Genomic DNA, 18,559 nt, shown 5'->3' with positions numbered 1-18,559 from the left:
TTCGGGGAGGGATTAGTTTGATCCGTGCGAATTTTGCGCCAATAACGTCAACGTAACGAAGTCCTGAACGCCCAATTGTTCAGCTCGCTTGTCGAGGAGCGGGTGGTCCGGCATTTCGCCCATCGGTTTCAAGGCATTCCGCAGAGTTTTGCGCCGCTGGTTGAATGCCGTTTTAACCACCCTGAAAAACAGTTTTTCATCGCATTCCAGCGCGGTTACCGCATTCCGGCGTAACCTGATCACCCCCGATTGCACTTTCGGGGGAGGGTCAAACGCGCCCGGAGGCACCGATACGAGGTAATCGATGTCGTAAAACGCCTGCAAAAGTACGCTCAGGATGCCGTAATCCTTATTGCCTGGCGGCGATGCAATGCGCTGCGCCACTTCTTTTTGCAGCATACAAACGATTTCGGGAATGCGGTCGCGTATTTCGAGTGCGCGAAAAAATATCTGCGAAGAAATGTTGTAAGGAAAATTCCCGATGATTGCGAATGCCCCCGGAAACCAGTTGTCGGCATCGAATTTCAGGAAGTCGCCGGCGATAATGCGTGGTGCGAGTTCCGGATAATGCTTTTGCAGGTAGGCCACCGATTCCGTGTCGATTTCGATGACATACGTGCTGAAATTGTTTTTGGGTAAAAGAAACTGCGTAAGCACGCCCATTCCCGGCCCTATTTCAAGGACGCGGTCGTAACCGCCGTGGCCCGAAAGGCCGTCGACGATGCGTTGGGCAATGTTCAAATCTTTCAAAAAATGCTGGCCCAGGTGCTTTTTGGCCCGCACCCTGGAATTATCCGGTTTTTTATAATTCATTTTCACAAGCCAAAATTACGTCTTAATTCGTAGATTTATCGAATAAAGAATTGGAAGGAAACTTAAAAGTGCGATTGTACCGGGACCCATGGAACTGATTTTATCCCAAACCGACTGGCAGACTATTCACCACACACTTCGGCATCTAAATCTGATCGGAATAACCTTTTCTCCTGATTTCATCATACGCAGCGTAAGCCCGCATGCGCTCCTGAAAACGGGCTGGCACGAGTCGGAACTGCTGGGGTTCAGTATATTCGACAAGCTGATACCGAAGGAGGAGGAGCACGAGGTGCGGCAAATGCTGGAAGAAGGTATCCAGGGAAAGCGGAAGCTCGAACAACGGGAAGTGCCGTTTTTGGCCCAGAAAGGTACAATACGCACGTTCTCGATCAACTCCGTGCTCGTCCATCGGGAAAATGACGAGGTCGAGTGCATCACGCTCGTGGGCGACGATATTACGCGTCGCCGGCGGATGGAATCGGCCATCGCGAAATCGAATTCGCAATTGCAGGACCTTGTGGACAATACGAGCGATTTGATACAGCTCGTCGCGATCGACGGGAAATTCATTTTTGTCAACAAAGCCTGGCGTGAAGTACTGGGCTATGGTCTGGATGAAATCGCTTCCATGCGGATGGAGGACATTTTGCATCCGCAGCACAAGGAAGAGGCGCTCGCGCAGCTCAAACTGATCGAGCAAGGCGCGGCCAATCCCGGTTTCGAAGCGGTTTTTTTGAGCAGGGAAGGCAAAAAGATATTCGTCTCAGGGAGCGTCAACTGTCGGTACGACAATGGCAAGCCGACGGCCTTCCGGTGCATTCTGAACGATTTTACGGAAAAAATCAGGGCTGAAAAGGCACAGAACCTCTATTACAGCATTGCCAACTGGACGGTCAACACACAGAACCTTGACGAATTTTACCACGGAATCCACGAGGAGTTGGGCAAGATCATCGATGTGCGAAACTTTTTCATCGCGCTTTACGACCCCAGCAAGAGCTACATCTATTTTCCATATTACGTGGACCAGTATTTCAAAGGCAATGTGCGGTTCACGAAACGGAAATTGGGCAACGGCTTGACGGAATATGCGATCGCGTCGAATAAGCCACTTTTCCTTTCCGGCGAGGACATCGAAAAGCTTGCCAAAACGAACAGCCTGTACCTCTACGGCGTAACGCCGAAGCTGCTTTTGTGCGTCCCCTTGCGTATAGGTGACCGCGTGACGGGCATTATCGGTGTGAAATCTTACGACGATCCCAATATGTTCGATACCCGTGACCTTGAATTGCTGGAATTTATTTCCGGCCAGGTAGCGATGGCGATCGCCCGCAAGCAGAGCGAGGAAGAACTGAACAAATACCTGGCCCGCCTGAATGCGATCTTTGACAGCAGCTCCCATTTGATATGGTCGGTAAATAAATCGCTGCAATTGACGTCGTTTAACCGAAACTATGCGGATCTGATCCATAACCAGCTCGGAGTACGGCCATCGCTGCAATCCAGCGCGGAGAAGTTCGGCTGGCGCATGGTGGGTAACAGCAACCGCCGAACGCTCGAAACCAAATACCGCCAGGCGCTGCGCGGCGAACCACAGTATTTCGAATTCAGGATCGACCGCAAGGACGGCGGTGAAATGTGGCTGGAATTTTACCTGAACCCTATTCACTATGCCGACGGCGTGATCGAGGAAGTGTCGGGTATCGCACGCGACATTACGCGCCGGAAGGAGGCCGAGCTTTCCCTGAGGCATAGCGAAGAGCTTTTCAGGGGGATTTTTGAAAACTTGCAGGATATTTATTGCCGTATCAACCGTCTCGGAGAGATCACGATGATCAGTCAGTCGGTGCTGAAACGGCTCGGCTATCTGCCGGAAGAAGTGATCGGGCACAAAATAACCGAGTTTTTTCCGGACAAAAAACGCATTCATTCTGCGTTGATAAGGCTTCGCAAGACGAAAAGTCTGCGCAACTTCGAAATTACCATGTACCGGAAGGATGGTACGGAGCGCCAGTTCATGATCAATATGCTGATGTTTACCAACGACAAGGGCAAGCCGACCGAAGTGGCCGTTCTGGCAAGGGATATTACCGAGTTGAAACGCAACGAACAGGAATTGCTGAAAGCCAAGGAACACGCCGAACGCTCGTTGAAGGTGAAAGAAGGATTTCTGGCTAATATGAGCCATGAAATCCGGACGCCCATGAACGGGGTAATCGGGATGATCGACCTGCTGGGGGAAACGCCGCTGAATGCCGAGCAGAAAGATTATGTGTTGACGATCAAGCGGTCGTCGGAGACGCTCCTGAATATCCTGAACGACATTCTCGATCTCTCGAAAATCGAGGCGGGGAAAATGGAGCTGCACGAAGCGCCGATAGCCGTGGAGGATCTGCTGCTCAAACTGGTCTCTCTTTTCGGCCAGACTGCGAAAAGCAAGGGCAATACGCTCACCTACCACATCGCGCCCGACATTCCGAAATTCATTATCGCCGATCAGACGCGTTTGCTGCAAATTATGTCCAACCTGACATCCAACGCATTGAAATTCACAGAGAACGGTTCGGTGAAGGTGTTCCTGACTTTGGTCAAAAAGGACGGTTTGTTCCATAAAATCAAAGTGGAGGTGCAGGACTCGGGTATCGGTATCAGCGCTACCGACAAGCAGATTCTGTTTACCTCGTTTACCCAGCTGGACAATTCTTCGCGGAAGTCGTTTGGCGGTACAGGCCTTGGTTTGGCCATTTCCAAACAGCTTTGCGAACTGATGAACGGCGAAATCGGGGTCGAATCGACGTTGGGCGAAGGCAGTACATTCTGGTTTACATTTGAAACGAAGGAGACTTCCATTGCGCAGGTCAGCACGATTATCCAGCAGGAAGATACACCTATCGAGGATGTATTCACCGATTATCATCCGTCGATCCTGCTCGTGGACGACAATGCGGTGAACCGGAAAGTAGCGAACGAAATCCTTAAAAAATCGGGTTGCGAAACAGACCTGGCTGAAAGTGGTTTTAAAGCCATTGAAATGGTCGAGAAAAGGTACCATTCCGATGTGAAGGGTTACGACATCATTTTTATGGATATTCAGATGCCCGACATGGACGGTGTCGAAACGACCCAGGAACTTAAAAAGCGTTTCGCGAAGGGCCTCCCGCCGATCGTTGCCATGACCGCCTACTCGATGAAAGAAGACCGCGACCGCTTTATGAGCCAGGGAATGGACGATTACATCGCCAAGCCTATTCGTGCGCAGACGCTCGTCCAGAAGGTAAAGGAACTGATGGGCAACATCGAAAACCGGAAACTTGAACAAAAGCAGAAGGAAATCGCGCAGGAAGCGATGGCACCTGTGCTCGACAAGGAAATTATCGACCAGCTCAATGGCATCGGCGGGGCAGACCTGGTGTGGTCGGTCTTCGACGATTTTGTGACCGAATCCAATGAGCTGGTTGCCGGCGCATTGGAGGCTTATAAAAATGGGGATATCAAAACCGTGAAAAGTAATTTGCACACGCTGAAAGGAAGCGGGGGCACGGTAGGGGTGCATCAGGTAGCGGAAATAGCCAGGGATGCCGAATGGCGGCTCAAATCGGACGATACCAGCACGCTGGCGGAAGCTTTACCGCAGCTGGAAAAAGCCTACGAACGTTTCCTGGCGAGCTACAAGGGCTTGCTGGGGGAATGGCTTAAATAAAAGCGGTGTTTTTTCGTCGGGGAATTCCGGCTTTTCATCTATAAATATCTCCGGAACTGTCGATTGTAAAGGTTTGCTGCCGGCGGGCATTAAACTTTGAATGGAAAGGCTGCTCTAACCAGCAATAAACCTTTACAAGTCATGAACAGATTTACATTCTTCGTCCTCCTGCTCGCCGGCTTCGCCGTTCCGGCTTTCACCTTCGCGCAAAACGCGCAGATTACCGGCGCCGTTATCGATAGTGTAAGCCGGGAGGCGGTGGTAGGAGCGTACGTGTCGGTTACCCGCAACGTACCCGACGCCAAGCCCGAGTATGTGACGACGGATGTGAACGGGAAATTCACTTTCACTGGCCTGACCAGGCAGGTTTCCTATCTTGTTAAGGTTTCCTACCTCAGCTACAAGGATTTCAGCCGGACAATTACGATCACAAGGGATGTCGAGAATCTCGGAACTATCACACTTACCGAGGCTGTCTCCAATTTGAAGGAGGTAAAAGTAGTGGGCCAGGTTACTGCGATGGAGCAGAAAGGCGATACCACGCAATTCAACGCGGCCGCATTCAAGACCAACCCCGATGCGACTACCGAGGACCTGATCCAGAAAATGCCGGGCATTACCGTCACAAACGGCACGGTAACCGCTCACGGTGAAACCGTTAATAAAGTGTTGGTCGATGGCAAGCCGTTTTTCGGCGACGATGCGGCATTGACGTTGAAATCGCTTCCTGCGGAAGTGGTGGACAAAATCGAAGTGTTCGATAAACTGAGCGATCAGGCACAATTTACCGGTTTCGACGACGGCAACGCGCAGAAAACCATCAATATCGTTACCAAAGCCGATAAACGAATGGGGCAATTCGGCAAGGTATTCGCCGGCTACGGCCTCGACGACCGCTATCAGGCCGGGGGCAATGTAAGTTTTTTCAAAGGCAACCAGCGCATTTCGGTTATCGGTTTGAGCAACAATATCAATAACCAGAATTTTTCCAGTCAGGATTTGCTGGGAGTTTCGGGTGGCGGGGGAGGAGGTAACCGCGGCGGTTCGGCAGGGAATTTCCTGGTAGGCAACCAGAGCGGCATTACCGGTACCAATTCATTCGGTTTGAATTATTCCAATAAAATCGGCAAGAAAGTCGATGTTACGGGGAGCTATTTCTTTAACAGGACCAGCAATACCAACGTGCAAAGTACTTCACAGGAGTATTTTCTGCAAAGTACAGCCGGAAATCAGTTCTATAATGAAAACAGCCGTACTAATACAACCAATTCCAATCACAGGCTGAACTTTCGCATCGAATACAATATCGACCCTAAAAACTCGCTCATCATTACACCGCGGTTGAGTTTTCAGGACAATCATTCGGGTAGTGTAAAAGCCGGGCTGACCACATTGGGTGCCGACGGCAGTAAGGTCAACAGCTCGGATAATAGCCAGGGGAATGCGAACAAGGGTTATAACTTCTCGAACGATATCCTTTTCCGTCACGCCTTCGAGAAGAAAGGCCGCACGATTTCGTTTAACTTCAATACACAAGTGAACGATAAAAACGGCCGCCGCGATCTTTATTCGAGAAATACCTATTTCGACAACATTGCATTAGGTGACACCGCCATGCGGGGCGACACGATCGACCAGCGAAGCTTTACCCACGCCGACGGGATCACACTGGGAGGTAATCTGGTGTACACCGAGCCGATCAGCACCACCGGTCAGTTGCAGTTCAACTACGGGCTGACGGTCCAGAACAGCAATTCGAATAAGGATACTTATAATATGAGCTACGACGACGGGACCTATTCCGACCTGGATTCGCTTTTGACCAATAATTTCGATAACCGTTACATTACCAACCGCGCAGGTTTGGGCTATCGTTACCGGAAAAACAGCTGGTCGGCCAATATCGGGCTCGATTTCCAGAATACCGGTCTGTACAGCCAGCAGCTAGTCCCGATCAACAACAAAGTGGATCAGTCGTTTACCAATATCCTGCCTAATGCGATGATCAACTACCGGTCGAAAACCGGTGCCCAGTTCCGGGCGTTTTTCCGCAGTTCCACCAACCAGCCGTCGATTTCCCAATTGCAGAATGTGGTGGACAACAGTAATCCATTATCGCTGACCGCCGGTAACCCGGATTTGAAGCAGGAATACCGCAATATGTTCAACGTCCGCTACTCGCTGGCCGGCGCCAAAAGGCCTTACAGCCTGAATGCCATGATTTTTCTGACGCAAACCAACAATGCGATCGTAAACTCGACTTACATTGCGCAGGAGCCGACGACTTTGCCTAACGGCCTGTTTCTGGAAAGAGGCGCCAAGTTTACAGCGCCGATCAACGTGGATGGCAGCTGGAACGCGCGTTCGTTTTTTGCTTTCGGGAAACCCATCGCCCCTTTGAGATTGAATTTGAACCTCACAGCCGGCTTCAATTATGTAAGATCGCCGGGTATGATCAACTACGTGCCGAATTATTCGAATACCTACGCGATTTCGCAGGGGCTGGTGATAAGCAGCAACATCAGCGATAAGCTGGATTTCACAGTTTCCTATTCGGGTAATTACAATGTGGTCCGCAACAGCATCCAGCCCAATCTGAACAACAATTATTACACACAAGGCATTACGGGCCGTGTGAACTGGATATTCGGTAAAGGGTTTGTGCTGCAAAGCGATATCAACAACCAGTCATACCGCGGCCTGGGCGAAGGTTATAACCGGAATTTTACCCTCTGGAATGCCAGTATCGGCAAGAAATTCCTGAAAAACAATGCGGGGGAACTGAAACTGACCGTTTTTGATATCCTGAAACAAAACAACAGCATTTCCCGCAACGTGACCGAAACCTATGTGCAGGACGTTACCAACCGCGTGCTGACGCAATATGCCATGCTCACATTTACTTACACGCTGAGAAACTTCGGAAAAATGCCGACCAACAACGGCAACAATTACAGAAGACGCGATTTCGACGGCGGAATGGGGTTCCCCGGCGGTGGTGAGCGCGGACCGGGCGGTGGAGGCCGGGGTTTCAATAATTAAGCTATTCTCATTAAACCCTTCATCAGTGCAAAAAGAAAATCCCGGGGCTTTCGGCTCCGGGATTCTTCATGTGAAACGACACAAAATGCTATTTCTTGTCGGGGAACGGGATGATCAGCTTTTCGCCTCTTTCGGAAAAGTCGCGGGTTTTGCCGTTCGCTTTCATCAATGCTTCTTTGGTAATACCGTATTTCCCGGCAACCACCCGAAGCACATCGCCCGGACCTACCGTGTGGACAGCCTTAACCTGTACTTTCAGTTTCGTAACCCCCGCTTTGATGTCCGACACCGAAGGGTTCAGACTCTTTAAAGTTTCCGTTTTAAGGTTGTAGCGCGAGGCAATGCTCGAAAACGTTTCACCGCTCTGAACGGTATGGGTTATTTGCTCACCACCGATCGACGAAGCCGAAACAACGGGCTTTTCCGCCTCTTTCGGTTCCTCTGTCTTTTCTTTTGCCGGTTCCGGCCCGGTTTCTTCAACTGGCTCGCCTGAAGGGGCCGGTTCATCGGTAATTGGCTCGGTCGCGGTTTCTTCGACTGTCGAATCGACGACCACCGAGGTTAATTCCTCCGAGCTGGACGAGCTGTCGGAAATATATTCGTAACCGACATAAAGCATCGCCAGCACGAGTAATACCAGCACCAGCAATGTGACGATCGGCAGATTCGACTTTTCAGTGGGACGGATATTTCTTTTCTTCGGGAATTCGTCTTCCATAACCTGGCCGGATTCTATTTTTTTAGTGGAGTTAATTTTCTACGAAAATAATAAAGACAACCTAGTTTCCAAGTTGATTTTTCAATTCCTCATTCATCGCCGCCACTTTCTCTTTCAGGCTTTCTTTGAACGCATCGAGCCTTTTTGCCACGTCTGCATTGCTGGCCCCGATGATCTGGGCGGCCAGAATCCCCGCATTTCTCGCGCCATCGAGTGCGACGGTCGCAACCGGAACGCCCGCGGGCATTTGCAGGATCGAGAGTACTGAGTCCCAGCCGTCGATCGAGTTGCTCGACAGGACAGGCACCCCGATTACCGGCAGGGAGGTTAGCGACGCTACCATGCCCGGCAAATGAGCCGCTCCGCCCGCGCCCGCTATGATCACCTGCAGTCCGCGGCTACGCGCGGACGCCGCGTATTCGAGCATGCGCTCGGGTGTGCGGTGTGCGGATACGATCTCCATTTCATATGAAACGCCGAGCTCCGTCAATGCGTCTGCGGCCAGCTGCATTACCTTCCTGTCGGAAAGGCTGCCCATGATAATCCCTACCATCGGTATGTGTTACTTTGTTTTGTGACTGATTACTTTAATGTTTTTCCTGACAAAATCGGCCTTGGCTTTCAGCGAGGCGATATCCGAGTCCATGATTGTGATATGGCCCATTTTGCGGAAAGGTTTGGTAACTGCTTTCCAGTAAAGGAATGGGAACACTTCCGGCGTCGCGAGTAATTTTTCCATGCCTTCGTAAACCGCGGGACCTTCATAGCCGTCCTCGCCGAGCAGATTCACCATCGCCGAGGGCCCGTAAGCTTGCGTGCTGCCGAGCGGGAGGTTCAAAATTGCTCTCCAATGCTGTTCGTATTGCGAAGTCGCATTGGCGCGAATCGTATGGTGGCCGCTATTGTGCGGTCTTGGCGCCACTTCGTTGATCAGCACTTCTCCATCGGGAGTAAGGAACAATTCCACCGCCAGCAAACCGACGATCTGGAACGCTTCGGCCGTTTTTCGCGCAATTTCCTGCGCTTTCGCATTCACTTCTTCGCTGATTTCCGCTGGTGAAAACAGGTACTCGACCAGATTATGTTCGGGATGGAACACCATTTCCACAGTTGGAAAAGTCTCCGTTTCGCCATTCGTGTTCCGTGCCACGATCACCGCGAGTTCTTTTTCGAATGGTACCGCCTTTTCGAGCAGTCCCGGTTTATCGAATGCCTTGCCGAGATCGTCCGCGGAGCTCAGGCGCTGCACGCCGCGACCGTCATAACCATCTTTGCCGAGCTTATGGAATGCCGGCAGGAACGAAATGTAGTTTGAGACATCCTGCCGGTTTTCGGTCAATATAAATTCCGCGGTAGGAAGCTGCTTGTCAGCGTAAAATTGCTTTTGAATGCGCTTGTCCTGTATCTGCCGGATCACCGAAGGTTGCGGGTAAACCTTTTTTCCCTCTTTTTCAAGCGCTTCGAGCGCCTCTACGTTTACCTTTTCGATTTCGATGGTAATGACGTCGAGATTTTTACCAAAATTGTAGACGGTGTCGAAGTCTTGCAGCGAGCCCTGGGTAAAGTGGGGCGCTATTTTCCGACACGGCGCTTCGGCGTCGGGATCGAGTACGTGGATATCTAGGTTCCAGTCGACGGCCGCTTGCAGGAGCATCAGCCCCAGTTGCCCGCCGCCCAGAATTCCAATTCGGGATGAAAGCATTTATTGAATGATATTTTCCCGCAAAATTGGTTTAAAAACAGGTTAGAAAAAAGGAATGTTTGGCAAATGTCGGTTATGGGGTTCGGATGTCAGGTGTGGTCATGAGTTGTCAGGTATGGCAAGTGTTAAACGGAGTTGTGAGGGCTAGTCACAGAAAAGGGGAATCTCCAATAGTCTAATAAATAAATAGCCATCCTGACAATTCCCAACTATTCCTGACTACACCTGACAGCACTTGACTACACCTGACAACCCTTGACTACACTTGACTACGCCTGCCCCCTGACTAAACTTGACAATTAACCACCTCGCCTGACAGCCGCTATTTCATAAATCTGATCAACCCGATCTCGGCCAGTAGGAAGAACAGCGCCCCGTACAAAAAGAATTTCCAGAGGTTAGTCCCCATATTTTGCTGCTGGAACGCGGTGGAGAAGGCGTCGTCGTCGATGCGGTCGAAAACCTGCACGTTCTTTTTGCCGGAAAATGCCGCGCGCAGTTCATCGGGGGAGTAGTATTGAAGTCTGGATTCGGCGTGATTGTGATTGAGGGCCACGATTTGCTCGGTTTTATTATCGAGCACAAGTTCGAAATAGCCTGCTGTGAGGTTGTCGCCAGCCTGGTCGCCCTGCGGGATTTCCAGCAGGAGCTGGTTACCGGCGATCCGCTGCACGGGAATGATCTCCGTTTTGTTGCGCCGAAGTTTGTAAACTGAATTCGGTTTCGGCTTATCGACCGTGAGACTGATCGGGTTTTCGTCGAAAGTATAGGAAGTGCGTTGCTGGCGGACACTCGATGCCGCGATTTTGTACATCACCGGCACAAAAATGGCGTGTTGCGCCACATTGCCATGTTCCTGATCCAATGGGGCGGCGAATAAATATGTTTTGCCCGAACCCGACAATGCCTGGTTCAGGTAGGTTTGTCCGTTACGAAGCGCCAGCAGCGACTGCCCCGCATTGGCCCAGCTCCATACCGGTGATGCGCCCGGCAGGTTCAGGTTCATTTCCTGCCGCATCGATTCTTCGAAAACATCGCTGAAAAAGGGGTTGTTACGGTCGGGGACAGCCAGCGGTAATGGCGACTGGGCTTTTTCGGACGTCAAGCCGTTGATCCCCAACCCGCTCAAAAAGCGGGCATAGCTGTCGACAGGCGGTACGCCGGGTGGTATCACGGCCAGGCTGCCGCCCTGCCGGACAAAATCCTGCAAATCCTGGGGTAATGTGCCCGAAAGCTGCGTAACGCCTTCCAGGACGACCAGGTCCGAATTTTTGATCAGGCCGGGGTCCACATTCTGGGCGCTGTAACTCTGGAGTGTAAAAAGACTGTCGTTGGCATAAACATTCCCGATATAATTGCCTTCCGGCTTTTGCCCGTACACGTGCAGCACACGTATGAGCGGCGAGGCATTGAGCACGAAGTAGTAATCGTTATCGAATGTGACCGGAAAGTCGTCGAAGGTGATCTGGCCTTTTTTGTAGCCCTTTCCTTTCAGGTTGAAGTTGAATTTCGCGGTTGCGCTGCCATTCGCTGGAACTGTGACGGACGCCGTCGAGGCCTGCGTATTGTCGAGACTCAGCCGCAGCACTACATTCCGTGCTTCACGGTTGCCGGAGTTGCTGACTTTTACAAAGAGGATATTGTTCTGGAAGCTCGCGGATAAATGGCGTATTAAGCCAGGCGGAATCCACAAATACATTCTTCTCGGCTTCGGCCTGCACCGGTACCAGAAAGATCTGGTTGGTGGAATCGGGTTGAATCGCGGAAAGGTCGCCGGCGGTGCTTTTCTGGAAGTCGGAAAACCAGAAAAGTTGATTTTTCCCCGATTGCGAATGCCGGGCTATGAGGTTCTCCTGGCGTTTATAAACCTGTTCGAGTGTGCGGGGCGTGCCGGAGAGCCCGATGGTGGTCAGCCGGTCACGGAGCTTTTCGGCGGGGTAGAGGCCCTGTTCCTGAGCGGAAAAATCGTTGGTGACGAGTTGAAGCGACGTCGCATTTTTGAACAGCCCTAGCAAATCGCCGAGCCGGCCCGTGGCGATATCGAGGTAACGTTTATTATTCAGCTCGCTCTCCATGCTCAGCGAATTGTCGAGATAAAGGCTGGTAATGCCCCGCCTGTCGACGGCTACGTTGCTTTCTGCGGGAATGAACGGTTGCGAGAAGGCGAATGCCAGGCAGGCAATCGCGAGGATCCTGGCGGCCATCACGAGCCAATGCTTGATTTGCCGGATGGATTTCGTTTGCGTTTCGACGGCCTTCAAGAAGGCGACATTGGTAAAGTAGACCCTTTTCGTCCGCCTGAAATTGAAAATGTGTACGGCAATAGGAACCGATATTGCCAGCAAACCCCACAGGAAGGACGGAAAAAGAAAACTCATGTAGCTCTGGTAAGTCTTGTGTCAGTGATCAGTTGCCGAATATGGCCTCAAAAAGGCACTTTTCAAATGATCAACGCAGTTAGTAAAGACAAATTACACCAATTTCTCCTAACTGTTTTTTATTTACAGACCTTTCTCATATCTCGGATGCTTTTTTCTAACTTTGCACTTCGTTTTGCGACGGCCCTGTTCAGGCAGGGCGTGGCGGGACGGAAAGATCGTTAATTTAAAGAGAGTTATGGCCAAAGTTTCGGTAAACAAGCACCAGCCCGTCTATCAAATGCCTACGAACCCGGCTGCGGTTCGCACCAAGAAGTACGCCTTACCTACCCAAAAATACATTTCGTTGGCCATGCGTTATTTTTTCAAAACGCAGCTCAAATGGGGGCTTATCCCACTGGCCATTATCCTGATTAACGCGGTGATCAACCTCACCGGCGTTTATCCCAACCTCTGGATTTACATTACTGTTTTAGTGGGCGTTGTCCTGTACATTTTGTTCTGGCTGATCCAGTTTACAGGCATCACGCAACTTGCCCAGTACAAGCCGATGTTCGAGAAGTTCTCTTACGAGATCGACAACCGCCAGATCATCATGAAGCTTAACCAGAAGGAAGGAAGCGTAATGAAGTGGGAGCAGATCCTGGAAGGTTACAAGGACAAGGACGCTTATGTGCTCGTTATTTCGAAAGGGCAATTTCTGCATTTGCCGTTCTCCATCTTTACGTCCGAGCACGATATTAAGGTTTTCGAACGGATTTTGAAGCAAAAGGAAATATTGAAAGGTTAATTTCAAATGCATTTGCAGAAACGCCCGGCTGTGCAACACGGCCGGGCGTTTCTGTTGGCAGGTACTCTCGTTATTTAATGCTGGCCTCGTGCTGGTGTTTGGTAAAATTCTTTTCCCCGGCGGCTATCGCAATAGCCAGGTGGTTGTCAATCGGCGGGATCGGACAGTTGTAGCCGGTGCTGTATGCGCAATAAGGATTATAGGCCTTGTTGAAGTCGAGCAGGCAGGTACCATCTTTCAGGTCGGTCGTTTTAAGATCGAGATAACGGCCGCCACCGTAGGTTTCCGAGCCGTTGGTTTTATCTTTAAAAGGGACAAACAGATAGTCCTTGTACTTGGCCAGTTGTTGCAGGCTAAGGCTCCGGTAAACCGTCAGTTTCTGCCTGCGCCCGTTGACCTTGAATTTCAAAACCCCGTATTTGACGTAAGTTTTATTCATTCCGCTGTAAGTGGGCATTTCAAAAGATTTCCCTTTCACCTTCTCAAAACGTGCTTCGACGCGGTAGCTGGAATCGGGTTCGTAGAACTGCAGGTAGGGTAGATCGGCCGCTTTGAGAGGGGAATTCTCGGAATGCAGGAATTCTTCCTTGTATTTGTTTCGGTACTGATTCGTCTCTTCGGTAAAAGTTTGTGCTTGTGATCCAAACGCCGCGACCAGAAGGGTAAAGAGTGTGCTGCAAACAATTTTCATACGTCAGGGAAAAAAAGAAATCCGGTAATTTTTACCGGATTTTATAAAAAATATTCCAGAAACCCAAGCTGTCGGGAACTTTTTGATTACCTGGCCGAAATTTTCTTCACTTTCGACTCGTCGATATTGAATGCCTTCACAACGGATTCGTAGCTGTTCAGGTCCACTTCTGCGTTGGTGCGCTGCAGGAAATCGGACGGAATGACCACCACGCGGAATTCGAAGCCGTGGGTCCAGTCGGTAGCTACATTGGCCAGGTTCACATTGCCGTCCATGAAAATCATCATATCATCGTCGGTTCTGTCGAAATTGTAGGTGACTATACCGTTGGGATTGGTGAGAAATGCAGTCTGAGGCAACGGGCGGTATGCTTTCAAGCCTCCCGCGTCGTTCCAGTACACGTAAACGAGCACGGCGTCGGACGGCAGGACTTCGATCTTTTGCTGGTCGAAATTGAGTGTATAGGAATATTTGTTGCCGGCGGTGAAATCCACGTTGATGATATCGAAGGTTTGTCCCACATATGAATCTCCCGGATCTCCTTTGGGGCCCGGGTCCCCTTTCGGGCCTTCGCAACCTTGAAATATTGCGGCAATAGCGAGTAACAGCAGGGGCAAGAGTTTTCTGTTCATGACTTGCGAGTAATTAAAATGAGAAATCTGTTAAAAATTTGTGATTAGATAATGATGCAATTATAAAGTTTAAATCCGGATCGGGCGTTAACCTTTATTAACTAAAAAATGCCGTTCCACGCATTCGGGCGGGCATACACTGGAACTGAGACCGCTAACACATTATTGTACGATTAATCGTAAAATCATTTGCGTAGATAGCAAAGGCATGCTACTTTTCCCGAAACAACGCTTTTAAGAATCAACTAACATTAAAAGGAACAACGATGATTAACCGTAAAGCAACAGCCATCTGGAAAGGTACCGGCAAAGAAGGTACAGGTACGATCAGCACGCAGAGCACAGTTCTGGAAAACACCCAGTACTCTTTCAATACCCGCTTTGCGGAAGGCAAAGGCACCAACCCCGAAGAGTTGATTGCCGCCGCACACGCCGGATGTTTCGCCATGAAACTGAGCTTTGAACTGAATGCGGCCGGGTTCACCGCCGACGAGCTGAATGCCACCGCTACCGTTTCCCTCGATCCGGCCAAAGGCCAGGTTGTAAAAAGCGCGATCGACCTGAAAGCACAGGTGCCCGGTATCAGCGCGGAGCAATTTGCCCAGGTTGCCGACAAAGCGAAGAAGGAATGCCCGATTTCCCAGCTGCTGAACGCGGAAATCACGCTGAACGCCGAGCTGGTGTAATCCGATAAACCGGTTTGCCCGGCGAGAGTCCGGCGAACCGGTTTTAGTCGATAAAGAGATCGCTTGCGATGCGGTCGGCGAAGAGCTTGCCGGCTTCGGTAAGCAGCAATATCCCCGAATCCTCCCTGATCCAGCCTTTCCGGGTCATCCTGGCCAGTTCATCGGCCGCTTGGAGCGCGAATGCACCGGCGGAGAGCCTTTCCAGTTTTTGTAATTCAACTCCCCATTTGGTTCGCAGGCCGGTTAGCAGGTATTCGTTGGTTTGGTCTGCACGGGTAAGTGTTTCTACGGTTGCCGGAACGATGCCCTTTTGGATCGCTTCCAAGTATCTGGCATTGCTGGAAACATTGTATTCGCGGCTCGCGCCGTTGTACGAGTGCGCGCTCGGGCCCGCGCCCAGGTAGGGATGTTGCTTCCAGTAAGAGCTGTTATGGCGGCTGTAACGGCCGTCGCGCGCGAAATTCGAGATTTCGTATTGTTCATAACCATTTGCCGCCAGGGATTTCACGAGTATTTCAAATTGCTGCGCCGCATACTCTTCCTCGATCGGCTGGATTTTCTTCTTTTTCAACCAGCTTCCAAATGCAGTCTGCGGCTCGATCGTGAGGCAATAGGCCGAAATATGGGCAATATTCAGCGTAAAAGCCTTCGCCAGATCATTAAAAAGAATGTCATGGCTTTCCGAGGGAATGGCGTAAATCAGGTCAATGGAAATATTATCGACACCGGCCTGTCGGGCGAGTTTCACACATTGTTCGGCTTCCGATGCGGAATGCGCCCGGTTCATGAAGCGCAAATGCGGCTCGTGGAACGATTGGATGCCGATGCTCAGCCTGTTGATACCCGCCTCGGCAAACATCCGGAGAGAAGCCGCATTCAGGTCGTCGGGGTTGGCTTCCAGGGTGATTTCAGCATCGGGCGCTACGTCGAAATGCGCATGGATGGTGTCGAGCAGCAAATGCAGTTCCTGCTCGTCGAGCATCGAGGGCGTGCCGCCGCCGAAGTAGATGGTTTCCAAGTCCCCCGTTGGCAAATAGGCCTTCCGTAGCACGATTTCCCGCGCAATTGCCTCTACGATAGCGCGTTTTTGAGCTGTATTGGTGCTGAAATGGAAATCGCAATAATGGCAAGCCTGTTTGCAAAAGGGGATATGGATGTATAAATGCATTATTTCGAGTTTTTCTGCCACTCCCAGCCGATCTTCACGCCGGCCCAGAGGTTGTTTTTCGGAGCGCCGTTGTAATAGCGGTTGCCGAATGCATTCAGGTCATAACCCAGGCTATAAATCCCGGCGTTGACCTTCTCGGCCGATGCCGACACTTCGCTGTAAAAATGTTGCCCCCAGCTTTTCTTCCAGCTTACACGCGCCGTCCATTGGTTGTAGGCAGTGTTTTTGGCGGTATTTACATCGTTAAGATAAAATGAATCGCCATGCTGATAAGTCAGGAATGCGGAAATGCCGTATTTGAGCAGCACATCGAGGCCCGTCGATTGAGAGAAACGCGGAATGCCGGGTATGAGTTTCCCGCTCAGGTCCGCATCGGCCTGCCGGAATTCTTCGTAGCTATATTTGGTATAGGTGCCGGTATTCCAGAGTTTCAGCATCACCGGCAGCTGCGGATTCGAAAGAATGTCCCAGGCGATGTTCCATTCGACGCCACGTTGTCTGGTCTTGCCGGCATTCACAAAATATTCCGCGCCCGCTTCGTCGAGCCTGCGCACAATGGCGTCGCGAAGGCCGAAATGATACAGGCTGATTTCCCCGGAAATAACCTTCCCGGCTTTGCGGATTCCGATTTCGGTATTATTACCTTTTTCCGCTTCCAGGTCTTTCCGGAAGCCGCCCGCCGACGGCCGCACTTCCTGCAAGGTAGGCGGCGAAAAACCGCCGCTGAACGAGGCCGTAACCGACCAGTTGCCGGCGATCACCTTATTAGCGGCAAAACGGGGAACGAATATGCCGTCGAAGGTCTTTTGGTCCTCATTGTACGGCAGGGGGAAATAGCGTTCGTATTTGTATTTCGAACTGTTGTAGCTTAAACCCGCGCTTAAAGTCAGATCTGTGAGCAAAGTTGCTTCCAGCTGGCTGAAAACGGAGAGATTGGTTGTGCGGATGTCTTCGACGGTTTGCTGCTTGTCGGCCACTCCACCTTTGTTATCGTAATTCCGTTGCGCCGATTTTCCGTATTGCCATTCGAAACCGCTGGTCCAGTTGGTTTTGACGTTGCCCCAATCCGCCTTGTTTTGCCAGATATTCCGGCCTCCGATACCGTTTTCGTCGCGTTTCTCGAAATTGGAAATAAACGGGTTGGCGAAATCAGTGAATGTGAGGTACAATGCGGTGGATTGGGTCCAGCTTTCGGATAATGGCAGCACGTAATTGCCGCCCAGCAATGCCATTTTGGTATAAATAGCCGCTCGTTGCGCCTCGCTGCCGGGAACGGTTGGCGTCGACTGGCGGGCCAATCTGGGATTATTCTGATATTGGGCCAATGTAATCCCGCCCGGTGTCTGATAGTATAAATCCGAATACATCCCCAGCAGGGACAATGCACCTTTTTCGCCTATGCCCGAGGTTGAAGTAAAGCGGATCGCGTCCCGGGCCATGGCGCTGTGGTCGCGGTAGCCGTCCTGCTCGCTATGGCCGTATTGAATGGATATCCCGCCGATCTGCAAGGTTGAATTCCGGCTTTGGAAGCCATATTTGCCAAAACTCACACTCTGTTCGGCCCTGTTCTGGTAAACATTGTCCGGACGGCTCTGCATGAGCACTACACCGCCGGTACCCGCCCCATAAATGCTGCTGCCCGGTCCCTTGATTACTTCCATGCTTTGAATAGCCCCGTAATCGAGCGAGTTCAGCGGCGTATTGCCGCTTGCGTCGGTAAACGGAATGCCGTTCCAGTAGAATTTTACATTTCGTACCCCGAAAGGCGACCTGATCAAACTTCCGCGGACCGAAAACCGGTAGCTTCCCGGGGAACGTTCTTCCATCCGCACGCCCGGAATGGTATTGACGGCATTGGCCCAGGTGTAATTGGAAAAGCGGCCCAACGAACGCGGACTGAGCATTCCGACGGTGGCGGTCGTGGTAAGCGGGTCTTTTTCGGATTCGAATGCGTGCACGGTGACTTCATGCAACTCACGCGTGCCAAGCGAGTCGTTTTGGGCAAACGCGGGCTTCGTATGATTGAGAATAACGAAAGCGGCAAAAAGACCGGTGATAGAGATTTTGAGCATAAGGTTCAGGAAGTATAGCAATAAAATACAAAGCTGGTCATAAAAGCGAAGAGTTTCAACACGCCCCACCCGGTTAAACCGGGTAGTCTGATGCGAAGTTCAACGACTTCGGCCGTCGTGAGAAGAATTTTCTACAAAAAACAGGCCCGGACGCCCCTGGAACA

Annotated in this window: 14 protein-coding genes; 4 read left to right on the top strand and 10 right to left on the bottom strand. The window is 51.1% G+C overall.

All coding sequences use genetic code 11. The annotated features are described in order from the left end of the window. Positions 1–12 precede the first annotated feature (12 nt). Complete coding sequence (gene rsmA, locus ABV298_RS04070; protein ID WP_353720912.1) at positions 13–813, bottom strand: 16S rRNA (adenine(1518)-N(6)/adenine(1519)-N(6))-dimethyltransferase RsmA; 801 nt, start codon at positions 811–813, stop codon at positions 13–15. Positions 814–901: 88 nt separating this feature from the next. Between rsmA and ABV298_RS04065 the strand changes: the two genes are divergently transcribed. Then, positions 902–4,516 carry a PAS domain S-box protein gene (locus tag ABV298_RS04065; protein WP_353720911.1) on the top strand — a complete coding sequence of 1,205 codons (3,615 nt, stop codon included), beginning with the start codon at positions 902–904 and terminating at the stop codon, positions 4,514–4,516. 141 nt (positions 4,517–4,657) lie between these two features. Then, complete coding sequence (locus ABV298_RS04060; protein ID WP_353720910.1) at positions 4,658–7,558, top strand: outer membrane beta-barrel protein; 2,901 nt, start codon at positions 4,658–4,660, stop codon at positions 7,556–7,558. Between the two features lie 88 nt (positions 7,559–7,646). Here ABV298_RS04060 and ABV298_RS04055 read toward each other — a convergent pair whose 3' ends face one another. From ABV298_RS04055 to ABV298_RS04035, 5 genes are all read right to left on the bottom strand, one after another. Further along, positions 7,647–8,276, bottom strand: a complete 630-nt coding sequence (locus ABV298_RS04055) for a LysM peptidoglycan-binding domain-containing protein (RefSeq protein ID WP_353720909.1) — start codon at positions 8,274–8,276, stop codon at positions 7,647–7,649. Between the two features lie 61 nt (positions 8,277–8,337). Next, the gene (gene purE / locus ABV298_RS04050) at positions 8,338–8,829 is read right to left on the bottom strand and encodes a 5-(carboxyamino)imidazole ribonucleotide mutase (RefSeq protein WP_353720908.1); all 492 of its coding nucleotides are present in this window, start codon (positions 8,827–8,829) and stop codon (positions 8,338–8,340) included. 9 nt (positions 8,830–8,838) lie between these two features. Continuing rightward, complete coding sequence (locus ABV298_RS04045) at positions 8,839–9,978, bottom strand: 5-(carboxyamino)imidazole ribonucleotide synthase (protein ID WP_353720907.1); 1,140 nt, start codon at positions 9,976–9,978, stop codon at positions 8,839–8,841. Positions 9,979–10,300: 322 nt separating this feature from the next. After that, positions 10,301–11,677 carry a hypothetical protein gene (locus ABV298_RS04040; protein WP_353720906.1) on the bottom strand — a complete coding sequence of 459 codons (1,377 nt, stop codon included), beginning with the start codon at positions 11,675–11,677 and terminating at the stop codon, positions 10,301–10,303. After that, on the bottom strand, positions 11,580–12,356 hold the full coding sequence (locus ABV298_RS04035; RefSeq protein ID WP_353720905.1) for a BatA domain-containing protein: 777 nt from the start codon (positions 12,354–12,356) through the stop codon (positions 11,580–11,582). The genes ABV298_RS04040 and ABV298_RS04035 overlap by 98 nt, the downstream gene beginning before the upstream one ends. A 238-nt stretch (positions 12,357–12,594) precedes the next feature. Here ABV298_RS04035 and ABV298_RS04030 point away from each other — a divergent pair, with 238 nt between their 5' ends. Next, the gene (locus tag ABV298_RS04030) at positions 12,595–13,146 is read left to right on the top strand and encodes a YcxB family protein (protein ID WP_353720904.1); all 552 of its coding nucleotides are present in this window, start codon (positions 12,595–12,597) and stop codon (positions 13,144–13,146) included. A 70-nt stretch (positions 13,147–13,216) separates the two neighbouring features. Here the strand turns inward: ABV298_RS04030 and ABV298_RS04025 are convergent, their stop codons facing one another. Both ABV298_RS04025 and ABV298_RS04020 read right to left on the bottom strand, forming a co-directional pair. Then, the gene (locus ABV298_RS04025; protein ID WP_353720903.1) at positions 13,217–13,837 is read right to left on the bottom strand and encodes a DUF1684 domain-containing protein; all 621 of its coding nucleotides are present in this window, start codon (positions 13,835–13,837) and stop codon (positions 13,217–13,219) included. A gap of 86 nt (positions 13,838–13,923) precedes the next feature. Continuing rightward, a complete protein-coding gene (locus tag ABV298_RS04020; RefSeq protein ID WP_353720902.1) occupies positions 13,924–14,469 on the bottom strand; it encodes a hypothetical protein in 546 nt (181 codons plus the stop codon). Positions 14,470–14,735: 266 nt separating this feature from the next. On the opposite strand from ABV298_RS04020, the gene ABV298_RS04015 reads away from it, so the two are divergent. Continuing rightward, positions 14,736–15,155 carry an OsmC family protein gene (locus tag ABV298_RS04015; protein WP_353720901.1) on the top strand — a complete coding sequence of 140 codons (420 nt, stop codon included), beginning with the start codon at positions 14,736–14,738 and terminating at the stop codon, positions 15,153–15,155. 43 nt (positions 15,156–15,198) lie between these two features. Here ABV298_RS04015 and hemW read toward each other — a convergent pair whose 3' ends face one another. Then, positions 15,199–16,323, bottom strand: coding sequence for a radical SAM family heme chaperone HemW (hemW, locus tag ABV298_RS04010; RefSeq protein ID WP_353720900.1), 1,125 nt, complete (start codon positions 16,321–16,323; stop codon positions 15,199–15,201). Further along, positions 16,323–18,395 (bottom strand): TonB-dependent receptor, encoded by a 2,073-nt coding sequence (locus ABV298_RS04005; protein WP_353720899.1) that lies wholly within the window; start codon positions 18,393–18,395, stop codon positions 16,323–16,325. Before ABV298_RS04005 ends, hemW begins: the two co-directional genes overlap by 1 nt. Positions 18,396–18,559: the final 164 nt, after the last annotated feature.

It is taken from the genome of Dyadobacter sp. 676, assembly GCF_040448675.1.
Classification (GTDB): domain Bacteria; phylum Bacteroidota; class Bacteroidia; order Cytophagales; family Spirosomataceae; genus Dyadobacter.
The sequence above is the reverse complement of the archived record's forward strand: the minus strand, read 5'-3'. Positions and strand labels throughout refer to the sequence as shown.

Excerpts from the sequence above, each read along its gene's own strand:
- ABV298_RS04015 (WP_353720901.1), top strand. The coding sequence starts at position 14,736 with ATGATTAACCGTAAAGCAACAGCCATCTGGAAAGGTACCGGCAAAGAA.
- ABV298_RS04025 (WP_353720903.1), bottom strand. The coding sequence starts at position 13,837 with ATGAAAATTGTTTGCAGCACACTCTTTACCCTTCTGGTCGCGGCGTTT.
- ABV298_RS04030 (WP_353720904.1), top strand. The coding sequence starts at position 12,595 with ATGGCCAAAGTTTCGGTAAACAAGCACCAGCCCGTCTATCAAATGCCT.
- purE (WP_353720908.1), bottom strand. The coding sequence starts at position 8,829 with ATGGTAGGGATTATCATGGGCAGCCTTTCCGACAGGAAGGTAATGCAG.
- ABV298_RS04040 (WP_353720906.1), bottom strand. The coding sequence starts at position 11,677 with ATGTATTTGTGGATTCCGCCTGGCTTAATACGCCATTTATCCGCGAGC.
- hemW (WP_353720900.1), bottom strand. The coding sequence starts at position 16,323 with ATGCATTTATACATCCATATCCCCTTTTGCAAACAGGCTTGCCATTAT.
- ABV298_RS04065 (WP_353720911.1), top strand. The coding sequence starts at position 902 with ATGGAACTGATTTTATCCCAAACCGACTGGCAGACTATTCACCACACA.
- ABV298_RS04055 (WP_353720909.1), bottom strand. The coding sequence starts at position 8,276 with ATGGAAGACGAATTCCCGAAGAAAAGAAATATCCGTCCCACTGAAAAG.
- ABV298_RS04005 (WP_353720899.1), bottom strand. The coding sequence starts at position 18,395 with ATGCTCAAAATCTCTATCACCGGTCTTTTTGCCGCTTTCGTTATTCTC.
- ABV298_RS04045 (WP_353720907.1), bottom strand. The coding sequence starts at position 9,978 with ATGCTTTCATCCCGAATTGGAATTCTGGGCGGCGGGCAACTGGGGCTG.
- ABV298_RS04060 (WP_353720910.1), top strand. The coding sequence starts at position 4,658 with ATGAACAGATTTACATTCTTCGTCCTCCTGCTCGCCGGCTTCGCCGTT.
- ABV298_RS04035 (WP_353720905.1), bottom strand. The coding sequence starts at position 12,356 with ATGAGTTTTCTTTTTCCGTCCTTCCTGTGGGGTTTGCTGGCAATATCG.
- ABV298_RS04020 (WP_353720902.1), bottom strand. The coding sequence starts at position 14,469 with ATGAACAGAAAACTCTTGCCCCTGCTGTTACTCGCTATTGCCGCAATA.
- rsmA (WP_353720912.1), bottom strand. The coding sequence starts at position 813 with ATGAATTATAAAAAACCGGATAATTCCAGGGTGCGGGCCAAAAAGCAC.